Genomic DNA, 17,086 nt, shown 5'->3' on the forward strand with positions numbered 1-17,086 from the left:
TTTTTAGTTTCAAGTTTCAGGTTTCAACTGAAAACTGCGACTGAACACTGTTTACTAATTACTGAACACTAATTTTAGCGCCGTTATATAATTTTCCATCAGCCGAAACTATATATTGTTCGTCTGCCGATAAACCTGATAAAACTTCTACTTGATCGCCAAATGATTTTCCGATTCTCAACCATCTTAAAATCGCCACATTGCCATTTCCTACCGTATAAATTCCAGTTAACTGCCCTTGTTTTACTAAAGCGCTTACCGGAATAACAACTACATCTGATTTTGCATTTGTTGCAGTTGCTTTTTTCTCTACTGGAAATTGAACGTTTACAAACATTCCTGATAAAATTCCCTTTTCTATTTTATCTAAAGTGATTTTTACTAAATATTGGCCACCTGTATTTTTAGCTGATAAACTCACTTCTGACACTTTACCAGTTACTTCTTTATTAATTGACTTCACATTAATTTTAACTGGCATTCCGTTAGTAACATTCGAAATAGCACTTTCAGAAACCATAGCCGTTACTTGCATTTTTGAAACGCCTTCAATACTCACTAAAGGCATTCCTGGATTTGCCATATCACCTTCTTTTATAAACGTATTGGTAACTGTTCCAGAAAACGGAGCTGTAATGTTTGAATAAGAAAACTGAGCCATTACTTCATTACGCATTTGTTTCGCAGCTTCTAATCCGGCTTTAGCCATTTCGTAACGAGCCGTCATATCGTCTAATTCTTTTTGTGAAGCACTTTGTTGTGCAAATAGATTCACGAATCGATCGTAATCCTTTTTTGCATTATTAAAACCTGCAGTTGCTTGTGTGATTGAAGCATCTACCTGTGCTTTTTTTGCTTGTAAATCTGTGTTGTTGATGCTTACCAAAAGTTGTCCGGCCGTCACATTTTGTCCTACTTTTACATTTACTTTAGTAACATAACCCATCATTCTAGTACTTAAATTCGCACTATTTTCAGATTCTATTTTTCCACTTGCAGTTACGTATGCACTGTTTTCGCCAACCATATCACCTGATAACTTCACAGGAACAGCTGGTTCATTGTTAGAGATTTCTTTTTTGTCTTCTCCACAAGAAACAAATAGCAAAGTTGAAAGCGTAATGATTGATATTATTTTTTTCATGATAGTCTTTTTAAAAGTTGAAGTTGATTTTCGAATTAATATCGAGCTTTATTTGGTTAAAAATTGTAAGTATTGTTTCGTGAAATTATATTCAAAAACCGCTTGTAAATGTTCTAACTCTTTTTGAGCCACTTGCGTTTCAGCCATTAACAAATCAGTAGTTTTTTCTAAACCTTGTGTAAATCTATTTTGACGAATTCTATAAGCCTCTTCTGATTGCTCGAAAGCTAATTTTGATAAATTCACTTTGTTTTCAGCATCTAACAATTGACGATTCGTTTTGTTTAATTCTAACTGACTTTGTTTTTTATATTGTTCCGTTTCCACAGATGCTTTTTCGAAGTCTGCTTTTGCTTTTTGAGTTTTTCCGATGGTTTTGTAGCCGTCGAAAATATCCCAAGACAATTGTGCTCCTACTAAATAACCTTTGGCTGCTGTTCCTAAAAATTTAGAATCATACAATTCATAACTTCCGAAAGCATTTAATCTTGGTAAAAATCCGAATTTTGAAGATTGAGCCATTTTTTGATAAGCTTCAGAAGATTTTTCCATCGCTTGAATATCTTTTCTCGAATCAGAAAGTGTTGTATTTATGCTTTCAATTGCGATTGTGTTTTCTAAAGCCTCAGCTGGTTTATAGGTTTTACCCGTCATATCTTCATTCAAAAGAAACGCTAAGTAATCAGATGCATTTTGCACATTTGATTTGGCATATTGCCATTGGTTGGCAATTTCATTCACACGCACTTGGACATTTAATAAATCGGTTTTCTGCAACATGCCACTTTTGAAATAGTTCTCTACCAATTTTAAATTTCCTTGAGCCGTTTCATTTGCTTTTTCTAATACTTTTGCAGCTTTGTAAGCCAATTGCAATTGCATATAAGATTTTGAAACTTCTAATTCTAAATATTCTTTAGTACGATCGGTTTGCAGTTGGAAAGCATCCATTTTAGCTTTAGCAGCTTGTCTTCCAAACAAACCATCTAAATTGAATATTGGTTGTTGTATTTCAATTTTCGTCGCGAAGTTTTGAGTAACCGCTGGGTCATTCAATAAAGCTGGATCGAAATCTGCCGCTGTTAAGATTTCCTGGTTTAATTTTGAACCAAAAGCCATTAAAGGATTTGTCGTTGAAATTCCAGTATAAGATAATTTAATGTTGGGCAAAAAGGTTGCATTCGATTGGCGATAATCTGCTTTTGCGGATTGAAATGATTTTTCGGCCACTTTAATTTGTAGGTTGTTTTCTGTGACTTTCTGCAACAAATCATTTTTGGAAATAGACAAAGTGTCTTGCGCGTTTCCGTTCGCAACACCAAACGCAATTCCAATTGCTACTAATAGATTAATTTTCTTCATCGTTGTTATATTGATTATTACAGTAACAAAAGTACGTTGCCAAAAAAGTCTATACGGTAACAAGAGTTACACACCTTTGCAACAACTGTTACAAAAGAAAAGAGCATCTTTTCAGATGCTCTTTTACTAACCAATAAAAACTAAAAACAATCATCATCTTCAAAATGATTATTACTTTCTTGTGCCACCATGCCCTCCAGCTACAATTTTTAAAATTCTAATGTTCAGATAGAAGAATTTAAAAAACTGCAAGAATGGATTTTGCATTTTGGAACGCTGTGCATTTGATATTCTTTGTGCCATGATATATGGTATTTTGTATTGTTGTAAATTGAATAATGAAAAATTAAAAACTATTCTATTCTGGAATCAGCCACCAAAATGGCTTCATTTTAGCTTTATAAATAAAAGCATAATGCAAAGCTAATTTCACCCAGTGTCCTGCTAAACCAATATCACCGAAAGTCTTTTTAATATCTCTTCCTCCTGTATCGGCATATTTTACATAATCTGGAACAATTGGAAAGGTTGTAATACTCACACCACTTCCTTTTGTAATTCCGTAACCGGCAGAAGCAATACAAGCCGCTCCCATATTTCCCATTGAACCTTTATGATTTAGGGATTCTTTACCTAATTTGATGGAATCAATGATATTATCTGCCACAATTCTTGCAGTCATACCTGACGGCATTCCTGTTCTTGGTGGAGCTGGAAAAATTTCAGTTCCGTTTTTACTTGTTCTAGGTTTTGAAATACTATGTGGTGGAGCAAAAGCTATTCCAGGGGCAAAAATATTTTTATATGTTGGGTTTTGATAGGTTTCTGGCCAATCTTGCACGGTCCATTCTTCATAAGGCCTTGGCGTATAATCCGCATCCACAATCATAAAGCCTTTGAATAATTTTTCGGTAACATTATTTCCTTCTTTGTCAAATCCTTGAAAACCGTGACCTGAAAAAGCAGGAATTAACATTGCAAAATCATATGTTTCTGATTTGTATTCGCCTTCTAAATTCTCATAATGAGCTATTCCATCTTGAACCTTATTTACTGCAGCTCCTAAAATCCATTTGATGCCTCTGTCTTCGAATATCATTTCAATCATGTCTTTCGACTTCATATTGAAACCATTGTATTCCATCAACATTCCATCCATTCCAAAATCACCTAAATAGTATTCATTTGAAATCCAGGTTATCTCCGCTTTATCACGAACTCCGTGATTTACTAATTCTTTTTCTACGTTTAATATATATTCAAAAGCCGCACCTTGGCATGTAGATTTCGCGTGACCTGTTCCTATTAAAATTTTGAGCTTTTTATCGGAATTTTTTAATTCGGCAATCAACTCTAATAAAGCTGTTGCTGCATGTTCCGCGTGATCATACGTACAAACCGAATACGCTTTATTTGTACCAGGAACCAAACCTTCCGTCATATCGAAAGCCAATTTTGGACCTGTAGCATTAATTAAGTAATCGTAAGTTACTTTTTCTTGTTTCCCTAAAGTATCTCCATAAACACCTTCCACTAAAATGTAGGGTTTTGCTTCTGTACTATCTCCTTCGGGATGAAAAGAAACTGCTTTGGATTGTTTATATCCAATTCCTTTTCTTTTATATAATGGCTCTAATGGAAAAATTATTTCTTTAGATTTCATTCTCCCAATTCCTACCCAGATATTTGATGGCACCCATTGGTAATTTCTATTTGGAGAAACCACTAACACCTCATGTTCTTTGGATAGTTTTCTTCTTAAATGAGCGGCTGCGGTGTGACCCGAAATTCCAGCTCCTAAAACAACTATTTTTGCCATATCTATTAGTTTTATAGTTCAAAAGTAAGCCTTAACTATTTCTACTACAGCAACATTTGTTACATAACTAATATGTACGAATACAAACTCATTTTATAAGAGTGGGTTTTTAAATGTGTCTTTTATTATTCTACTATTTCTATAGTTCTTTCTATTTTAGAATCGTAAAAAATAGTGCTATTTACTTTTAACTTTGGATTAATAAGTCCAGATTCCCGATGATTTAGAGCTATCTCAGCGTAGTTTGTTTTATTCACTTCATCTTCGAGAAATTTTCGTGGTATTAAAAAGGTTCCTGTTTTAGTTTTTATATTTTCTACAATAGTTTGATCGGAATCCATTCCTCCAGATTCTTCGGCCGAAGTTTTGCTTTCAACGTTCTTTGAGACAGTCATTTCGCTAGGAATAGAAAGATTTTTCCATTGTAAAACAACATCGTTATGTCTCGAAGCTATTTTGGGAACTTGAAATTCAAAAGTTTTATTTTTTAGTTTAGGTTTTAAATAGGCTAAAGGATAGACTGTACTGTCTGGTAAAATAATTTCAAAATAATAGGATTCGCTTGTGGGAAAATCGGGTAAAATATAACAAGATTTTTTAGTGTAATAAAGTTCCTGCCTAACGCTTAATTCTAACGGCAGATCATTTACTTTAATTATAATCTTATCATTAATTATTTGTTTTTTTCCGTCCGTTAGATAAACATAAATATCCTTTTCTTCTTCATTGTCTAAGTCCTCATCCAGATGTATATTGACCTGCATATTAGACAAATCATTTAGCTCTTTGTCTGAAAGCATTGATTGATCACAACTAATTAGCAGAAACAAACCACAAAACAATAAAGATCTAAGATAATTCATTTTTAAAATATTAATTTTTTTGTCTTTTTATTAATGATCTCCATAACCTGTATCGTCCATTTTACCTTTAAAGACCTTATACTGCACAATCATATAAATTACAACAAGAATAATTGCGATGAAAAACCATTTCATTCCAACTGCTAATCCATATTCGTGAGCCGCAACATTCTCAACAGTCAACGATGGATTCACGTTATTTGTCGATGGTAATAATTTAGGAAAAATAGAAGCTACGGTCGAAGCAAGTCCTCCAACTAAAAATAAAGTCGAGAATAAAAAACCGATTCCGTGTTTCTTGAAGGTTTTCACTTTAAACAAACCGACAATTCCGATTACCATTAATAACGGTAAAAGTAGTAAAAACGGATATTTTATAAAATTATCAAATGGAGTTGGTTCAATTATATGCCAAACCGATAAAGAAACAATAACCAAAGCAACTAAAACAATATTTAATTTAAAAACTACCTCTTTTAGTTTTTCGTTAATGTCCGAATTCGTTTTGTAGATAATCCAGTTGGCTCCATGAATTGTTAAAGCTACTACGCTTATGATTCCCAATAAAAGTGTAAACCAATCAATAACGCCTAAATTTTCAGATGTCGGGCTAAATTCAGGGTTCCATAAAGGCAAGAAGAAATAATGGGCTTCCACTGTCGAAACGCCGTTTTCAACCATTCCTAAATTCACGCCTCTTACCACATTTCCAAGCGCTACTCCGAAGAACAACGCTAATAATAAACTAGAAATTCCGAAAGCTTTGTCCCAAACCACTTCCCACATGGGATGATGGATTTGCCCTCTTAATTCTAATCCGATGGCCCTGAAAATCAATAACCATAAAATCATCATTAAAGGCAAATAAAAGCCGCTAAAAGAAGATGCATAAAGTGTTGGGAATGCAAAAAACAAAATACCTCCAGTAGCAATTAACCAAACCTCATTGGCGTCCCAGAAAGGTCCAATAGCATTTGTAATCGCTTTTTTATCTTTCTCTGTTTTACCAAAGAACAAGTGAATAATTCCTGCTCCAAAATCATAACCATCTAAAACGACATAAGCCGCTAACATCAATACTAGTACAACATACCAAAAATATTCCATAGCTTAATGTGTTTGAGGTTCTGGTCCTTTTCTAATGATTTTACCAACTAATAAAAGAAATAGCATTCCTAAAAGAAGATAAAGTCCAATAAATCCTAATAATGTAAATAATGTATTACCTGAAGAAACTGTTGGTGAAGCTCCTTCTGAAGTGCGTAATAAATTATAAACTAACCAAGGCTGTCTTCCTAACTCGGCCGTATACCATCCGGTTGTATTAGCGATGTATGGAAATGGAATGAAGAATACCAACGCCCATAAAATCCATTTTGTAGTATATAATTTTTTTCGAACCAATTGAAATACTGCGAGTACTAATAATCCAATAAAAAGTGTTCCTAAACCAACCATAATATGATAAGCATAATACAAACCTGAAATATTAGTGGGATGTGTGTCTTCTGGAAATTCATTTAATCCTTTTATTTCTTGATGCCAATTCCCGTAGGTTAAGAAGCTCAAAATATTAGGTACCGCAATTTTATTATCTAATTTTTTATTCTGCACGTCAGGTTGTCCGATTAAAACAATTTCAGAACCACCTTCTTTTTCGGTGTGAAAAATTCCTTCCATTGCGGCAAACGTTACAGGTTGATATTTTACTACGTTTTTAGCTAATAAATCACCCGTTGGCACCGCAACAATTAAAGAAGAAATCAATCCGAAAATAACTCCAGTTTTTACAAATAATTTACCGAATTCCACATTCTTTTTATTTAAGATATAAAAAGCTCCAATTCCAGCAACAACAAACGAACTCGTAACTAAAGAAGCCGCTTGGTTGTGAAAGTAGGAAGGCAAAAGCCAAGGATTGGAAAACAACGCACCAAAATTATTTAAGACAAATTTTCCATTGGCTAAAATTTCATAGCCAACCGGATTTTGCATCCAAGAATGGGTCGCAATAATCAAATAACCACTTGCCCAAGAGCCTAAAAAAACAAGAAATCCCGTTAAGAAATGAAGTTTTTGTCCGAGCAACTTTTCACCAAATAAGAATAAACCTAAGAATGAAGATTCTAAGAAAAAGGAGAACATTCCTTCCATAGCGAGGGTTTGCCCAATAATTCCTCCGGTCAATTCTGAGAATTTTGCCCAATTGGTTCCAAACTGAAACTCCATTGGAATTCCAGTTACAACGCCCATTGCAAAGTTAAGTGCGAAAATTCGCATCCAGAATTTTGCCGCATCGTTATATTTTTCGATCTGAGTTTTGATGAATTTCCACTTAAAGTAAACAATCATTAAGGAAAGTCCCATTGTGAGTTGCGGAAACAAGTAGTGAAATGTGATAGTAAATGCAAATTGCATTCTATCGTAGAAAAGCATTTCTTCCATTTTAAAATAGTTTTAACAAAATTAGTAAACTCTTGCCAAATCACAGTAACAAGTGTTACGTTTAAAACAAAACATTCGAAATAATTCCAAAAAAAAATGCCCCGAAAGATTCGAGGCATTTACTAATTTATCTGCAATGAAATTATTCTGCTTTTTTTTCAGCTGCTTTTTTAGATGAACAACATCCACCTGCTTTAGCTTCTGATTCTGTTCCACAAGCCTTTTTCTCTGCAGTTGTGCAAGACTTTTCAGTTTTTGCTTTTTCTTTTTTATCCTTTTTTTTCGGCTCTTGTGCATTCACATTCATTGAAAACATAAAAGCAGCAACCGCCATGATAGAAACTAATTTTTTCATTATTTATTTTTTTTAATTGTTATTTACTGTTTGTTAATCCACTCATTCTATTACAAATATATACAAATTTAGAAATAATACACATAAATTTTAATTAATTTGGTAAATGTAAATTCCTAAACAGCGCATTGCCTTTTCAATGTTATTATTATTTATCAGTCTCTTTTTGAGGAACTTGGCAACCTTGAGGTCCACAACCAGTATTATAAACAGCTTGAAGCAAGAAAAACAATGCAAATAATAAGAAAAAATATTGATTAGTTGCAATCGCATGATAAGAAATTCCAACAGCAAAAATCAATCTAACCCAGCGCATTAAATGCCAATTTGTAAACAACATCTTTTTCATAAAAATCATATATTAAAGATACAAAAATACACGGATTAAAACAACTCACTGTAACAAACATTACAGACAAAACCACTGTCGCCTAATTGGTTTTCTTATAACTCCAAACCGCTAATCCATTAATGACAACAGCATAAAGTGTAATAATCCCTAGCTGCATTTTGATATCCTGAAATCCTGCACCTTTGAGCATTACCATTCTTATTACTTCTACAAAGTAGCGAATTGGATTGAAATAAGTTAAGTTTTGTGCCCAATTTGGCATGCTTTCAATCGGTGTAAAAAGGCCACTCATTAAGATGAAAATCACGGTAAAAAACCAAGCGATAAACATGGCTTGTTGTTGCGTATCCGTATGATTTGAAATGAATAAACCAATACCCAAAATTAGAATTAGATAAACGGATGTAAAAAAGTAAATCAAAAATATATTTCCTAAAATCGGCACGTTGAAAACTACTTTTGCTATAAGTAATCCAACCGTTAAAACGACTAATCCTAATACCCAAAATGGAAATAATTTACCAATAATGAACTGGTATTTTTTAATGGGTGTAACATTTATTTGTTCCAACGTGCCGACTTCTTTTTCACGAACAATATTCATTGACGAAAGAAACAAAGACAACATCGTCACTAACAGCACTAAAATTCCGGGAACCATAAAGGTTTTATAATTCAAGGTTTTATTATACCAAAAGGACGGAATTGTTTCAATTCTTTGAACGGGAAAAGGCATTCCTTCATTATACATGTTTAAATTGGTTTGAATATTTTGATTGAATCCCGAAATAATCTGCATGATATAAACATTTGTAACTCCGGCAGCCGCACCATCAATAGCATTGATACTTACTGAAAGATTTCCTTTTTTGTTTTTCAACAATTGTTGCTCGAATTGATTTGGGATTTCGAGAATTACATCTACTTTTCCGTTTTGCATCGCTAAATCGGCCTCCTTTTTGGAAGAAAATTGGGCAATGATATCAAAGTAATCTGAAGCTTCGAATTGGCTGATTAGTTGGCGGGATAAAGCTGATTTTTCATTATCAATATAAGAGAATTTGATATTTTTAACTTCAAAACTCGCAGCGTTGGATAGAATTACCAATTGCATCAAGGGTAAAATAAAGATAATCGGTAACATACTTTTATTTCTAAAAATTTGCTTGAATTCTTTTTGTATGATGAATAATATTGTTTTCATTTGGAACGCGGATGACGCGGAATTATATGGATTGTGACGGATCTTTTCTCTTTTTAAACACAGATTTTTATTTTAATATCTTTTGGAACGCGGATTAGGCGGATTTTGGCCGATGGTCACGGATTTTAAATTTATTACTATTGACTGCTGATTGCCTAGCCCCGATTGTAGTGGAAATCCTTTTTTTAGACCTAACAGGTTTCAAAAACCTGGTAGGTCTGAAAAAAGATTGCGACGGAAAGCGGGATGAGCTCCTAAAAACTATTCTAATCTGATTTTATATTTTTTGATACTTATAATTGTAAATAGAAACGTCATTCCGATTATAATTAGGGTTTCTTTCCAAATTACGGCGAATGTGGCTCCTTTTAGCATAATGGCTTTGATGATAATGATGAACCATTTTGCAGGAATTATATTACTTATTACTTGTAACGGTAACGGCATACTTGAGATGGGAAAAATGAATCCGGACAATAAAATCACGGGTAACATGAGTCCGAAAAGGGATGTCATCATGGCGGTTTGTTGCGAATCTGAGATGGTGGAAATTAAAATTCCGAGTGCCAAAGCACAAATAATAAACAAAACGGTCTCGAAGGCAAGCAAAACTAGGCTTCCTTCAATGGGCATTTCAAATACAAAATAGCCCAACACTAAAATGACTATCGCGTTGATTATCGACATGAAAATGTATGGAAATACTTTTCCAATAATAACTTGAAATGGTTTTAAGGGCGACACCAAAAGGATTTCCATGGTGCCTAATTCTTTTTCACGAGTAATAGAAATCGATGTCATCATTGCGGAAACCAACATCAAAATCACAGTCATGACTCCTGGAACAAAGTTGAAAACACTTTTAAGTTCGGGATTATAATAGAGTTGAGTTTGTGTCTGAATTTGGTAAGCCGATGGTGTTATTTTATTTTTTTCTTGCGAATAATTCTGTAAAATAGAACTGATGTAATTTGAAATCGTATTCGCCATATTGGGATCAGTGGCGTCTGAAATGACTTGCACTTTTCCGATGTTTTGCGTTTGGAGTTTCTTACTGAAATCTTTTTCAAAAACTAAAACAGCTTTTACTTTTCCTTTTTTGAAAACCGATTCGATTTCGGCTTCCGATCTGATTTCTTGTTGGATATCAAAATACGAAGAAGCACTAATTTTGTTTATTATTTGCTGTGTTTCAATATCTTTTGATTGATCGAAAATAGCAATTTTCACATTGTTGACCTCGTTTGTAATCGCAAAACCAAACAACATAATTTGGGCAATCGGCATTCCGAAAAGAATAAACATAGAACGTCTGTCACGAAAAATGTGATAGAATTCTTTTTTTATAAAACCGATGAATCTTTTCATATTTTATTTTTTTAGCCACGAAGACACAAAGGCTCGAAGCTTTTTAATGTTGGATTTTTAGCCATCACTCAAAAAAGATGTTTTACTGTATTATGTTTGCTTTTTGCCACGAAGACACAAAGTCTCTAAGTTCTCTAAAATTTAAATTTTAGCAATCAGTATAGGTTTTAAAACTGACAACTTATAATTAACAACTTTTTTATTCAACGTTTCTCGCGAGTTTCAAAAATACATCGTTCATTGAATCCACATTGAATTGTTTTTTTAGGTTTTTTGGGGTGTCTAAAGCTTCGATTACGCCTTCGACCATTATGGAAACGCGGTCGCAATATTCGGCTTCGTCCATATAATGTGTGGTGACGAAAATTGTGGTGCCTTTGTAGGCTTGGGTGTAAATCATTTCCCAAAATTGTCTTCGGGTAATTGGATCTACTCCGCCTGTTGGTTCGTCTAGAAATACAATTTTTGGTTCGTGCAATAAAGCTGCCGAAAAGGATAACTTTTGCTTCCAACCTAACGGCAACGAACTAACCAAGTTATTAGCTACGTTTTGCATTTCTAATTCGGTAATTAATTGGGCCGTTTTTTCTTTGATTTGCTTACGCGATAAGCCGTAAATTCCACCAAAAAAAGTAATATTTTCTTTAATTGTTAAATCGTCATACAAAGAGAATTTTTGACTCATATAGCCAATGCTTTTCTTTACTAAATCAGCTTGAGTTGCTACATCTAATCCAGCAACAATTGCTTTACCAGATGTTGGATTCGATATTCCGATTAGCATTTTCATAGCAGTAGTTTTCCCGGCTCCGTTTGCTCCTAAAAATCCAAAAATTTCGCCTTTATAAACATCAAACGTAATGCTTTTTACTGCAGTGAAATCGCCAAAAGTTTTGGTGAGTTTATCGACTTGTATGATTTTCTCTTTTTCCATATTTTTTTTTGCCACGGATTACACAGATTAACACGGATTTTTTAACAGATAATTACTAAATTACAAATCCATAAAAACATCTTCGATAGTAGTCACAGCTTTTTGAATGACAATATCTGCGTGGTTTTTATTTTCTAAATACTTCACAATATCTTGCGGATTGAAAGCTGGATTCTTATCAATATAATGGATAAATTCCCCAAAAGCATAAACGCTGTAATGACTTGGATAACTTTTTAAATCGTGAATTAATCCATGTGTATTTTTAGATTGAATATCGTAAATCACTTTTTCATAATCGGACGTAATCTTTTGTGGCGAATCAATTTTTAATACTTTTCCATTTTGGATTAAGGCAATTCGATCACAAAGTGAGGCTTCGTCCATATAAGGTGTGGAAACTAAAATTGTGATTCCTTTTTGTTGCAATCGTTTTAGCATTTGCCAAAATTCCTTTCTAGAAACGGGATCGACTCCTGTTGTGGGTTCGTCTAAAAACAAAACTTTTGGTGCGTGAATTAAAGCACAACACAAGGCCAACTTCTGCTTCATCCCTCCCGATAACGCTCCTGCTCTTCGATTTTTAAACGGTTCGATTTGAACGTAAATATCTTCTATTAATTCATAATTCTCTTCGATAGTTGTTCCGAAAATAGTCGCAAAAAATGTAAGATTTTCTTCCACCGTTAAATCTTGATACAACGAGAATTTTCCCGGCATATATCCAACCGAATTTCGTATTGCTTTATAATCGTTCACGACATCTAAATCAGCAACGGTCGCTTTGCCTTCATCAGCAATTAGAAGCGTTGTCAAAATTCTGAAAATAGTTGTTTTTCCGGCACCATCTGGTCCAATCAGTCCAAATAATTCACCTGAATTTACTTCAAACGAAACGTCATCAACAGCTTTGAGCTTTTTGTATGATTTCGATATGTTTTGGACTGAAATGCTCATGTTTTTAAATTTCAATTACAATATCAATTTGAAAAATCAATTTGTAAGTTTTAATTTTAATTATTTCATTGACAGAAAGTTGTCATCTTAAAAAGCGTTGAACTTTTCTATTATATTGTTTTAAGCTAGACCTGACAGGTTTTTGAAACGTATCAGGTCTCAAAAAGACAAATAAACTACTTGATTAACAAAAAGTTACTATCTTCAAACGCATCTACCCAATGTTTAATATTTGGTTCGATTTTCACGTAATCACCTGGTTTTAAACTTAATTTTTTTCCGTTTTGATCACCATAACTTCCACTTCCCGTTACGCAAACTAATAAAGCGGGCACTTGCGTGATGTGTTCGGCTAATTGCTTTCCTTTAGCGATCTGTAAAGACACAACTTTGTTCTCCGAAGGTGTGAATAAAAGTGCAGTCTGCACATCTGATAATTCTGTATGCAAATCTTTTAGGTTCATAGTTTTTACCGGTGCTGTTGGCTGAACTGATTTACAGCTTACCAAAGCGAAGATTGCCAGTAATACGATTGTTTTTTTCATGTTTTTAGTTTTAAAAAGTTACTTAAGTATAGTAATTAACGATCTGTTTTATTTGGGCAGCTTATCCGCCTTCCGTTCCCGCTTTTTTGTTCCGCTTTGCTCCACAAAAAGAGCTCCACTCAAGTCGGGCTGCGGAATATTGCGTTCCAAAAACATATCAGTAATTATAACTATTAATATATTATTTTATTAATAAAAAATTGCTATCTTCAGAAGCATCAACCCAATGTTTTACATTCGGTTCAATCTTCACATAATCGCCAGATTGTAAACTTAATTTTTGACCATTTTCATCACTAAAAGAAGCTTTTCCAGCAACACATACTAACAAAGCTGGAATTTTTGTGATGTGCTCTTTTAGTTGTTCGTCTTTAGCGATTTGTAATGAAATTACTTTTTCATTTGGCTCAAATAATGCACTAGTTTGCACTGCTTTTTGTTCGGTGTGTAAGTCTTTTAAATTCATTGAAAATAAGTATTAAAGGTTGAAAATGAGTTTTTAATTGCCGTGAAATTGGCTACTGATTTGTCCGTTGAGAAAGCTTCCACTAAATCAATATAAGGCAATAACCATTTGTGTAATTCATCGTGTGCTTGCCCTTTCATCGTACAATTTGCTGTTAATAAACCTAAGTTTTTGTTTAAATTATCGGATAGTTTTTCGAAATCTTCAGGTTTGTCTAATGATGTAATGTCTTTTTCCATTTGAGCAATGTGAGCCATCATACTATCATCCACTTTCCATTTTTCACCATCATTTAATTGAAGTGGTTCGTCTGTTACGTGTTCGTGTACTTCTTCAGTCGCAACTGTTGGAACTTCTTCCGTTGGTTCTTGCTCCGTTTTGGTATTGCACGAAAAAAGAAACAAAGCCGATAGCACAATTGTGCCGATTTTTAATTTGTTCATTCTATTTAATTTAAATTGGTTTTATAATTTAACTTCCGCTGGCATTCCTATTTTTAAGGCACCATCGTTTTTTACAATCACTTTCACCGCATAAACCAAATTTACGCGTTCTTCTTTGGTTTGTATAATTTTTGGCGTGAATTCTGCCGAAGACGAAATCCAAGAAATTTTTCCTTTATAGGTCTTCGTTCCTTCTTTTTCATCAATCGAAACCGTAACTTCTTGTCCCACTTTTATCGATGGCAATTGCGTTTCACTAAAATAAACACGTAAAGTCATTTCAGATAGATCAGCGATTTTATACAATGGTTTTCCATACGAAGTAATTTCGTTTGGTTCCGCAAATTTGGTTAACACCGTTCCTTCAACCGGATTTTCGATTTTTGACTTTTTAATTTGATCTTCGATTTTCTTAATCTGAACTTCCAGCGATTTTACTTCGTTAACAATTGGTGCATTTTGGGTTTCTACGCTTTTCATTTGCTCTTGAATAACACTGACTTTACCATCAATTTCATCAACTTGTCTTTTGGTTGAAGCACTTTCTTTGTACATCGAAAGGATTCTATTTTGCTCCATTATAGCGGTTTTCAACTGCTCGCCCAAAACTCTTCTTTGCGATAGAACATTAGTCGATTTGGAAGAAATGGTTTGAATTGAAGCTAATAACTGCAATTTATTCAAGTGCAATTGTGTGGTATCAATTACACCAACGATTTTATTTTTAGCAATTTTATTTCCTTCTTCAACATTCAGAAATTCAATTTTCCCATTAGCTTCTGACGAAACCGTTATTTCAGTGGCTTCGAAATTTCCGTAAGCATCAGCTTCGCTGCTATTATCTTTACAGGATAAAACGGCTACTAATAAACTTGTAAGTACTATTTTTTTCATTGGTTAGTTTCCTTTAATGATTTGATAATTTAGTTGGGCCAAATGCAATTGAATTTCGTGAATTTTCTGAGCCGATTTAGCATCGAATAATTGCGTTAATTCAGTTAAATAATCAGAAGAAGTAATGGCTCCATTTTTCAATTGAGAATCTGAAGCTCTTAGAACTTTTTCTCGTAATTCAATAATTTCAGTATCAGATTGAATGGCTAAAGTTAGTTTTTCGATTTCGGTTTGCACTTCGTTTAATTGGATTGCAATATTGGTTTCAAAAGTTTCTTTTTCAGTTTGAACCAATTCTTTTGCAACCTCCAAAGACGCTTTTTCATTTTTAGATTTGTTCCAATCGAATACATTCCAGTTTAACTTTAATCCTACGATATAAAAATCTTGGAATGAATTGTCCAACATGTTTAATCCAGGATTTCCATAACCTAGTTGACCGAAAGCATTTAGTTTTGGTAATTTCGATTTGGAAAGTAAGTCTTTTGACACTTCTAACTGTTGACTTTGCAATTCGAATAATTCCAACTCTGGACGCGATTGGTTCGTTGAAAATTCGGTTGGTTTTTCGAAAATAATTTCTCTTGAAATTGTAGTAAAAGTTAGTTTTTCTAAATTTTGAATTTCTTTATGTTTATTCAAATTATTTTCGGCAAGTGTCTGATTTACTTTGGCTAATTCCGCTTGCAATACATATTCTGACGAAGGCAAAAGCATTCCGTTTTTCACACCCGAATGCACTTCTTTCGTTTTATTGGTCAACAATTCTTTCTTCGCACTTAATAATTCATTTTGTTCTTGAAGCAATAGAACCGTCATAAATGAAAAGTTGACTTTGGTTTTTAATTGGTATAATGAAACATTTACTTGTTGTTTTACGTTTTGAATTTGAATGTCTTTTAATTCTGAATTCGCTTTGATTAATCCGCCATTGTAAATCAATTGTTGCACATCTAAAGTCGCACGATATTGATCTTTATTCAGTGGCTTAATAGAAGTGTTTGGCATTGAAAATGGAAATTCAATCACATCCGATTGATAAGTAGCTTGAGCATTGATATCGATTTTAGGAAGATTTCCTTTTTCAAACGCTTGCTTTTCAAAATTTCCTTTTTGAGTGTACAAATCAAGCTGTTTTGCCAAAGGATAATTTTTAGTCACCGCCGTTTGACATTCTTCCAACGTTAATTTTTGCTGACCAAAAAAGGGAAGCATAACAAATAGGAAAAGTATTGAAATATATTGTTTCATTTTATTTGCGTTTTATGGAATTGATAATGAAATTAGCTACTTCCGTTTTACGTTTTTCAATAAATTCTTGATAAGCGATTTCATCTTTTTTTGCGAAAGCTTTAATTAAGGGTTTACCAATAAATGGAAAAATATTTAGTGCAATAATATTCACGAATAATTGATCGGCTTCAATAGGATTTAAAATTCCATCTTTAATTTCCTGCTCTAGCTTAACTTGAAACTTTTCAAGATTTGGGAAACCTGTATTTTCTTTTAATTTCAGAATAAAATCTTCCTTTCTATTCAACTCCTGAAAAATGAAGTTTGGCAAATAGGGATGTTTCACCATAAAAGCGATATAATTGTTGGTAAAACTTCTAATCTTCTCTTCAATTGGAGCATCATCATTCAAAATGGCATTTAATTGAGGAGCCAAAAGTAAAAAGGCCGCTTTAAAAACAGCTTCAAACAACATTTCTTTGCTTCGGTAATAATAATGAAGCATTGCTTTGTTGATTCCGGCGGCGTCTGCAATTTCTTGCATTCTTGCACCTTCCATACCTTTAGCTTGAAAAACCGTTTTAGCAGCATCTAAAATCTGATGCTCTGTCGTTTCTTTTTTTTCTGTATTTTTCATTTAACTATCGGGTTTAACCATTTGGTTAACAAATGTACGTAAAAAAAGTATTCCCGTCACGAAAT

Annotated in this window: 19 protein-coding genes; all 19 read right to left on the reverse strand. The window is 33.5% G+C overall.

What is annotated here, in order from left to right:
- Positions 1–58: 58 nt before the first annotated feature.
- The 19 genes from ACFSX9_RS15835 to ACFSX9_RS15925 all read right to left on the reverse strand — a co-directional run bounded on the left by ACFSX9_RS15835 (position 59) and on the right by ACFSX9_RS15925 (position 17,021).
- On the reverse strand, positions 59–1,144 hold the full coding sequence (locus tag ACFSX9_RS15835; RefSeq protein ID WP_379809464.1) for an efflux RND transporter periplasmic adaptor subunit: 1,086 nt from the start codon (positions 1,142–1,144) through the stop codon (positions 59–61).
- A gap of 48 nt (positions 1,145–1,192) precedes the next feature.
- Positions 1,193–2,506, reverse strand: coding sequence for a TolC family protein (locus ACFSX9_RS15840; protein ID WP_379809466.1), 1,314 nt, complete (start codon positions 2,504–2,506; stop codon positions 1,193–1,195).
- A gap of 171 nt (positions 2,507–2,677) precedes the next feature.
- Positions 2,678–2,809, reverse strand: a complete 132-nt coding sequence (locus ACFSX9_RS15845) for a hypothetical protein (RefSeq protein WP_379809468.1) — start codon at positions 2,807–2,809, stop codon at positions 2,678–2,680.
- Between the two features lie 55 nt (positions 2,810–2,864).
- Entirely contained in the window at positions 2,865–4,325 is a 1,461-nt protein-coding gene (locus ACFSX9_RS15850) for an NAD(P)/FAD-dependent oxidoreductase (protein WP_379809470.1), read from the reverse strand.
- A gap of 125 nt (positions 4,326–4,450) precedes the next feature.
- Complete coding sequence (locus ACFSX9_RS15855) at positions 4,451–5,188, reverse strand: hypothetical protein (RefSeq protein ID WP_379809472.1); 738 nt, start codon at positions 5,186–5,188, stop codon at positions 4,451–4,453.
- A gap of 30 nt (positions 5,189–5,218) precedes the next feature.
- Complete coding sequence (gene cydB / locus ACFSX9_RS15860) at positions 5,219–6,295, reverse strand: cytochrome d ubiquinol oxidase subunit II (RefSeq protein WP_379809474.1); 1,077 nt, start codon at positions 6,293–6,295, stop codon at positions 5,219–5,221.
- Positions 6,296–6,298: 3 nt separating this feature from the next.
- Positions 6,299–7,633 (reverse strand): cytochrome ubiquinol oxidase subunit I, encoded by a 1,335-nt coding sequence (locus ACFSX9_RS15865; protein ID WP_379809476.1) that lies wholly within the window; start codon positions 7,631–7,633, stop codon positions 6,299–6,301.
- Positions 7,634–7,775: 142 nt separating this feature from the next.
- Positions 7,776–7,988 carry a hypothetical protein gene (locus ACFSX9_RS15870; RefSeq protein WP_379809478.1) on the reverse strand — a complete coding sequence of 71 codons (213 nt, stop codon included), beginning with the start codon at positions 7,986–7,988 and terminating at the stop codon, positions 7,776–7,778.
- Between the two features lie 148 nt (positions 7,989–8,136).
- A complete protein-coding gene (locus ACFSX9_RS15875; protein ID WP_379809480.1) occupies positions 8,137–8,337 on the reverse strand; it encodes a hypothetical protein in 201 nt (66 codons plus the stop codon).
- A gap of 82 nt (positions 8,338–8,419) precedes the next feature.
- Positions 8,420–9,544, reverse strand: a complete 1,125-nt coding sequence (locus tag ACFSX9_RS15880; RefSeq protein ID WP_379809482.1) for an ABC transporter permease — start codon at positions 9,542–9,544, stop codon at positions 8,420–8,422.
- 261 nt (positions 9,545–9,805) lie between these two features.
- On the reverse strand, positions 9,806–10,912 hold the full coding sequence (locus tag ACFSX9_RS15885) for an ABC transporter permease (protein ID WP_379809484.1): 1,107 nt from the start codon (positions 10,910–10,912) through the stop codon (positions 9,806–9,808).
- A gap of 199 nt (positions 10,913–11,111) precedes the next feature.
- Positions 11,112–11,846: an ABC transporter ATP-binding protein gene (locus tag ACFSX9_RS15890; RefSeq protein WP_379809486.1), complete on the reverse strand. Its 735-nt coding sequence runs from the start codon at positions 11,844–11,846 to the stop codon at positions 11,112–11,114.
- 60 nt (positions 11,847–11,906) lie between these two features.
- Entirely contained in the window at positions 11,907–12,803 is an 897-nt protein-coding gene (locus ACFSX9_RS15895; RefSeq protein ID WP_379809488.1) for an ABC transporter ATP-binding protein, read from the reverse strand.
- 176 nt (positions 12,804–12,979) lie between these two features.
- Positions 12,980–13,348, reverse strand: coding sequence for a cupin domain-containing protein (locus tag ACFSX9_RS15900; RefSeq protein WP_379809490.1), 369 nt, complete (start codon positions 13,346–13,348; stop codon positions 12,980–12,982).
- A 181-nt stretch (positions 13,349–13,529) separates the two neighbouring features.
- Positions 13,530–13,814: a cupin domain-containing protein gene (locus ACFSX9_RS15905; protein ID WP_379809491.1), complete on the reverse strand. Its 285-nt coding sequence runs from the start codon at positions 13,812–13,814 to the stop codon at positions 13,530–13,532.
- Positions 13,811–14,257 carry a hypothetical protein gene (locus tag ACFSX9_RS15910; protein ID WP_379809493.1) on the reverse strand — a complete coding sequence of 149 codons (447 nt, stop codon included), beginning with the start codon at positions 14,255–14,257 and terminating at the stop codon, positions 13,811–13,813. Before ACFSX9_RS15910 ends, ACFSX9_RS15905 begins: the two co-directional genes overlap by 4 nt.
- A 21-nt stretch (positions 14,258–14,278) precedes the next feature.
- On the reverse strand, positions 14,279–15,151 hold the full coding sequence (locus ACFSX9_RS15915) for an HlyD family secretion protein (protein ID WP_379809495.1): 873 nt from the start codon (positions 15,149–15,151) through the stop codon (positions 14,279–14,281).
- A gap of 3 nt (positions 15,152–15,154) precedes the next feature.
- Positions 15,155–16,402, reverse strand: a complete 1,248-nt coding sequence (locus tag ACFSX9_RS15920; protein ID WP_379809497.1) for a TolC family protein — start codon at positions 16,400–16,402, stop codon at positions 15,155–15,157.
- Position 16,403: 1 nt separating this feature from the next.
- Entirely contained in the window at positions 16,404–17,021 is a 618-nt protein-coding gene (locus ACFSX9_RS15925) for a TetR/AcrR family transcriptional regulator (RefSeq protein WP_379809499.1), read from the reverse strand.
- Positions 17,022–17,086: the final 65 nt, after the last annotated feature.

Source organism: Flavobacterium ardleyense, assembly GCF_042686085.1.
In the GTDB taxonomy this organism is placed as follows: Bacteria; Bacteroidota; Bacteroidia; order Flavobacteriales; family Flavobacteriaceae; genus Flavobacterium; species Flavobacterium ardleyense.

Excerpts from the sequence above, each read along its gene's own strand:
- ACFSX9_RS15920 (WP_379809497.1), bottom strand. The coding sequence starts at position 16,402 with ATGAAACAATATATTTCAATACTTTTCCTATTTGTTATGCTTCCCTTT.
- ACFSX9_RS15895 (WP_379809488.1), bottom strand. The coding sequence starts at position 12,803 with ATGAGCATTTCAGTCCAAAACATATCGAAATCATACAAAAAGCTCAAA.
- ACFSX9_RS15865 (WP_379809476.1), bottom strand. The coding sequence starts at position 7,633 with ATGGAAGAAATGCTTTTCTACGATAGAATGCAATTTGCATTTACTATC.
- cydB (WP_379809474.1), bottom strand. The coding sequence starts at position 6,295 with ATGGAATATTTTTGGTATGTTGTACTAGTATTGATGTTAGCGGCTTAT.
- ACFSX9_RS15850 (WP_379809470.1), bottom strand. The coding sequence starts at position 4,325 with ATGGCAAAAATAGTTGTTTTAGGAGCTGGAATTTCGGGTCACACCGCA.
- ACFSX9_RS15905 (WP_379809491.1), bottom strand. The coding sequence starts at position 13,814 with ATGAATTTAAAAGACTTACACACCGAACAAAAAGCAGTGCAAACTAGT.
- ACFSX9_RS15855 (WP_379809472.1), bottom strand. The coding sequence starts at position 5,188 with ATGAATTATCTTAGATCTTTATTGTTTTGTGGTTTGTTTCTGCTAATT.
- ACFSX9_RS15910 (WP_379809493.1), bottom strand. The coding sequence starts at position 14,257 with ATGAACAAATTAAAAATCGGCACAATTGTGCTATCGGCTTTGTTTCTT.
- ACFSX9_RS15835 (WP_379809464.1), bottom strand. The coding sequence starts at position 1,144 with ATGAAAAAAATAATATCAATCATTACGCTTTCAACTTTGCTATTTGTT.
- ACFSX9_RS15890 (WP_379809486.1), bottom strand. The coding sequence starts at position 11,846 with ATGGAAAAAGAGAAAATCATACAAGTCGATAAACTCACCAAAACTTTT.
- ACFSX9_RS15900 (WP_379809490.1), bottom strand. The coding sequence starts at position 13,348 with ATGAAAAAAACAATCGTATTACTGGCAATCTTCGCTTTGGTAAGCTGT.
- ACFSX9_RS15880 (WP_379809482.1), bottom strand. The coding sequence starts at position 9,544 with ATGAAAACAATATTATTCATCATACAAAAAGAATTCAAGCAAATTTTT.
- ACFSX9_RS15840 (WP_379809466.1), bottom strand. The coding sequence starts at position 2,506 with ATGAAGAAAATTAATCTATTAGTAGCAATTGGAATTGCGTTTGGTGTT.
- ACFSX9_RS15845 (WP_379809468.1), bottom strand. The coding sequence starts at position 2,809 with ATGGCACAAAGAATATCAAATGCACAGCGTTCCAAAATGCAAAATCCA.
- ACFSX9_RS15915 (WP_379809495.1), bottom strand. The coding sequence starts at position 15,151 with ATGAAAAAAATAGTACTTACAAGTTTATTAGTAGCCGTTTTATCCTGT.
- ACFSX9_RS15875 (WP_379809480.1), bottom strand. The coding sequence starts at position 8,337 with ATGAAAAAGATGTTGTTTACAAATTGGCATTTAATGCGCTGGGTTAGA.
- ACFSX9_RS15925 (WP_379809499.1), bottom strand. The coding sequence starts at position 17,021 with ATGAAAAATACAGAAAAAAAAGAAACGACAGAGCATCAGATTTTAGAT.
- ACFSX9_RS15885 (WP_379809484.1), bottom strand. The coding sequence starts at position 10,912 with ATGAAAAGATTCATCGGTTTTATAAAAAAAGAATTCTATCACATTTTT.
- ACFSX9_RS15870 (WP_379809478.1), bottom strand. The coding sequence starts at position 7,988 with ATGAAAAAATTAGTTTCTATCATGGCGGTTGCTGCTTTTATGTTTTCA.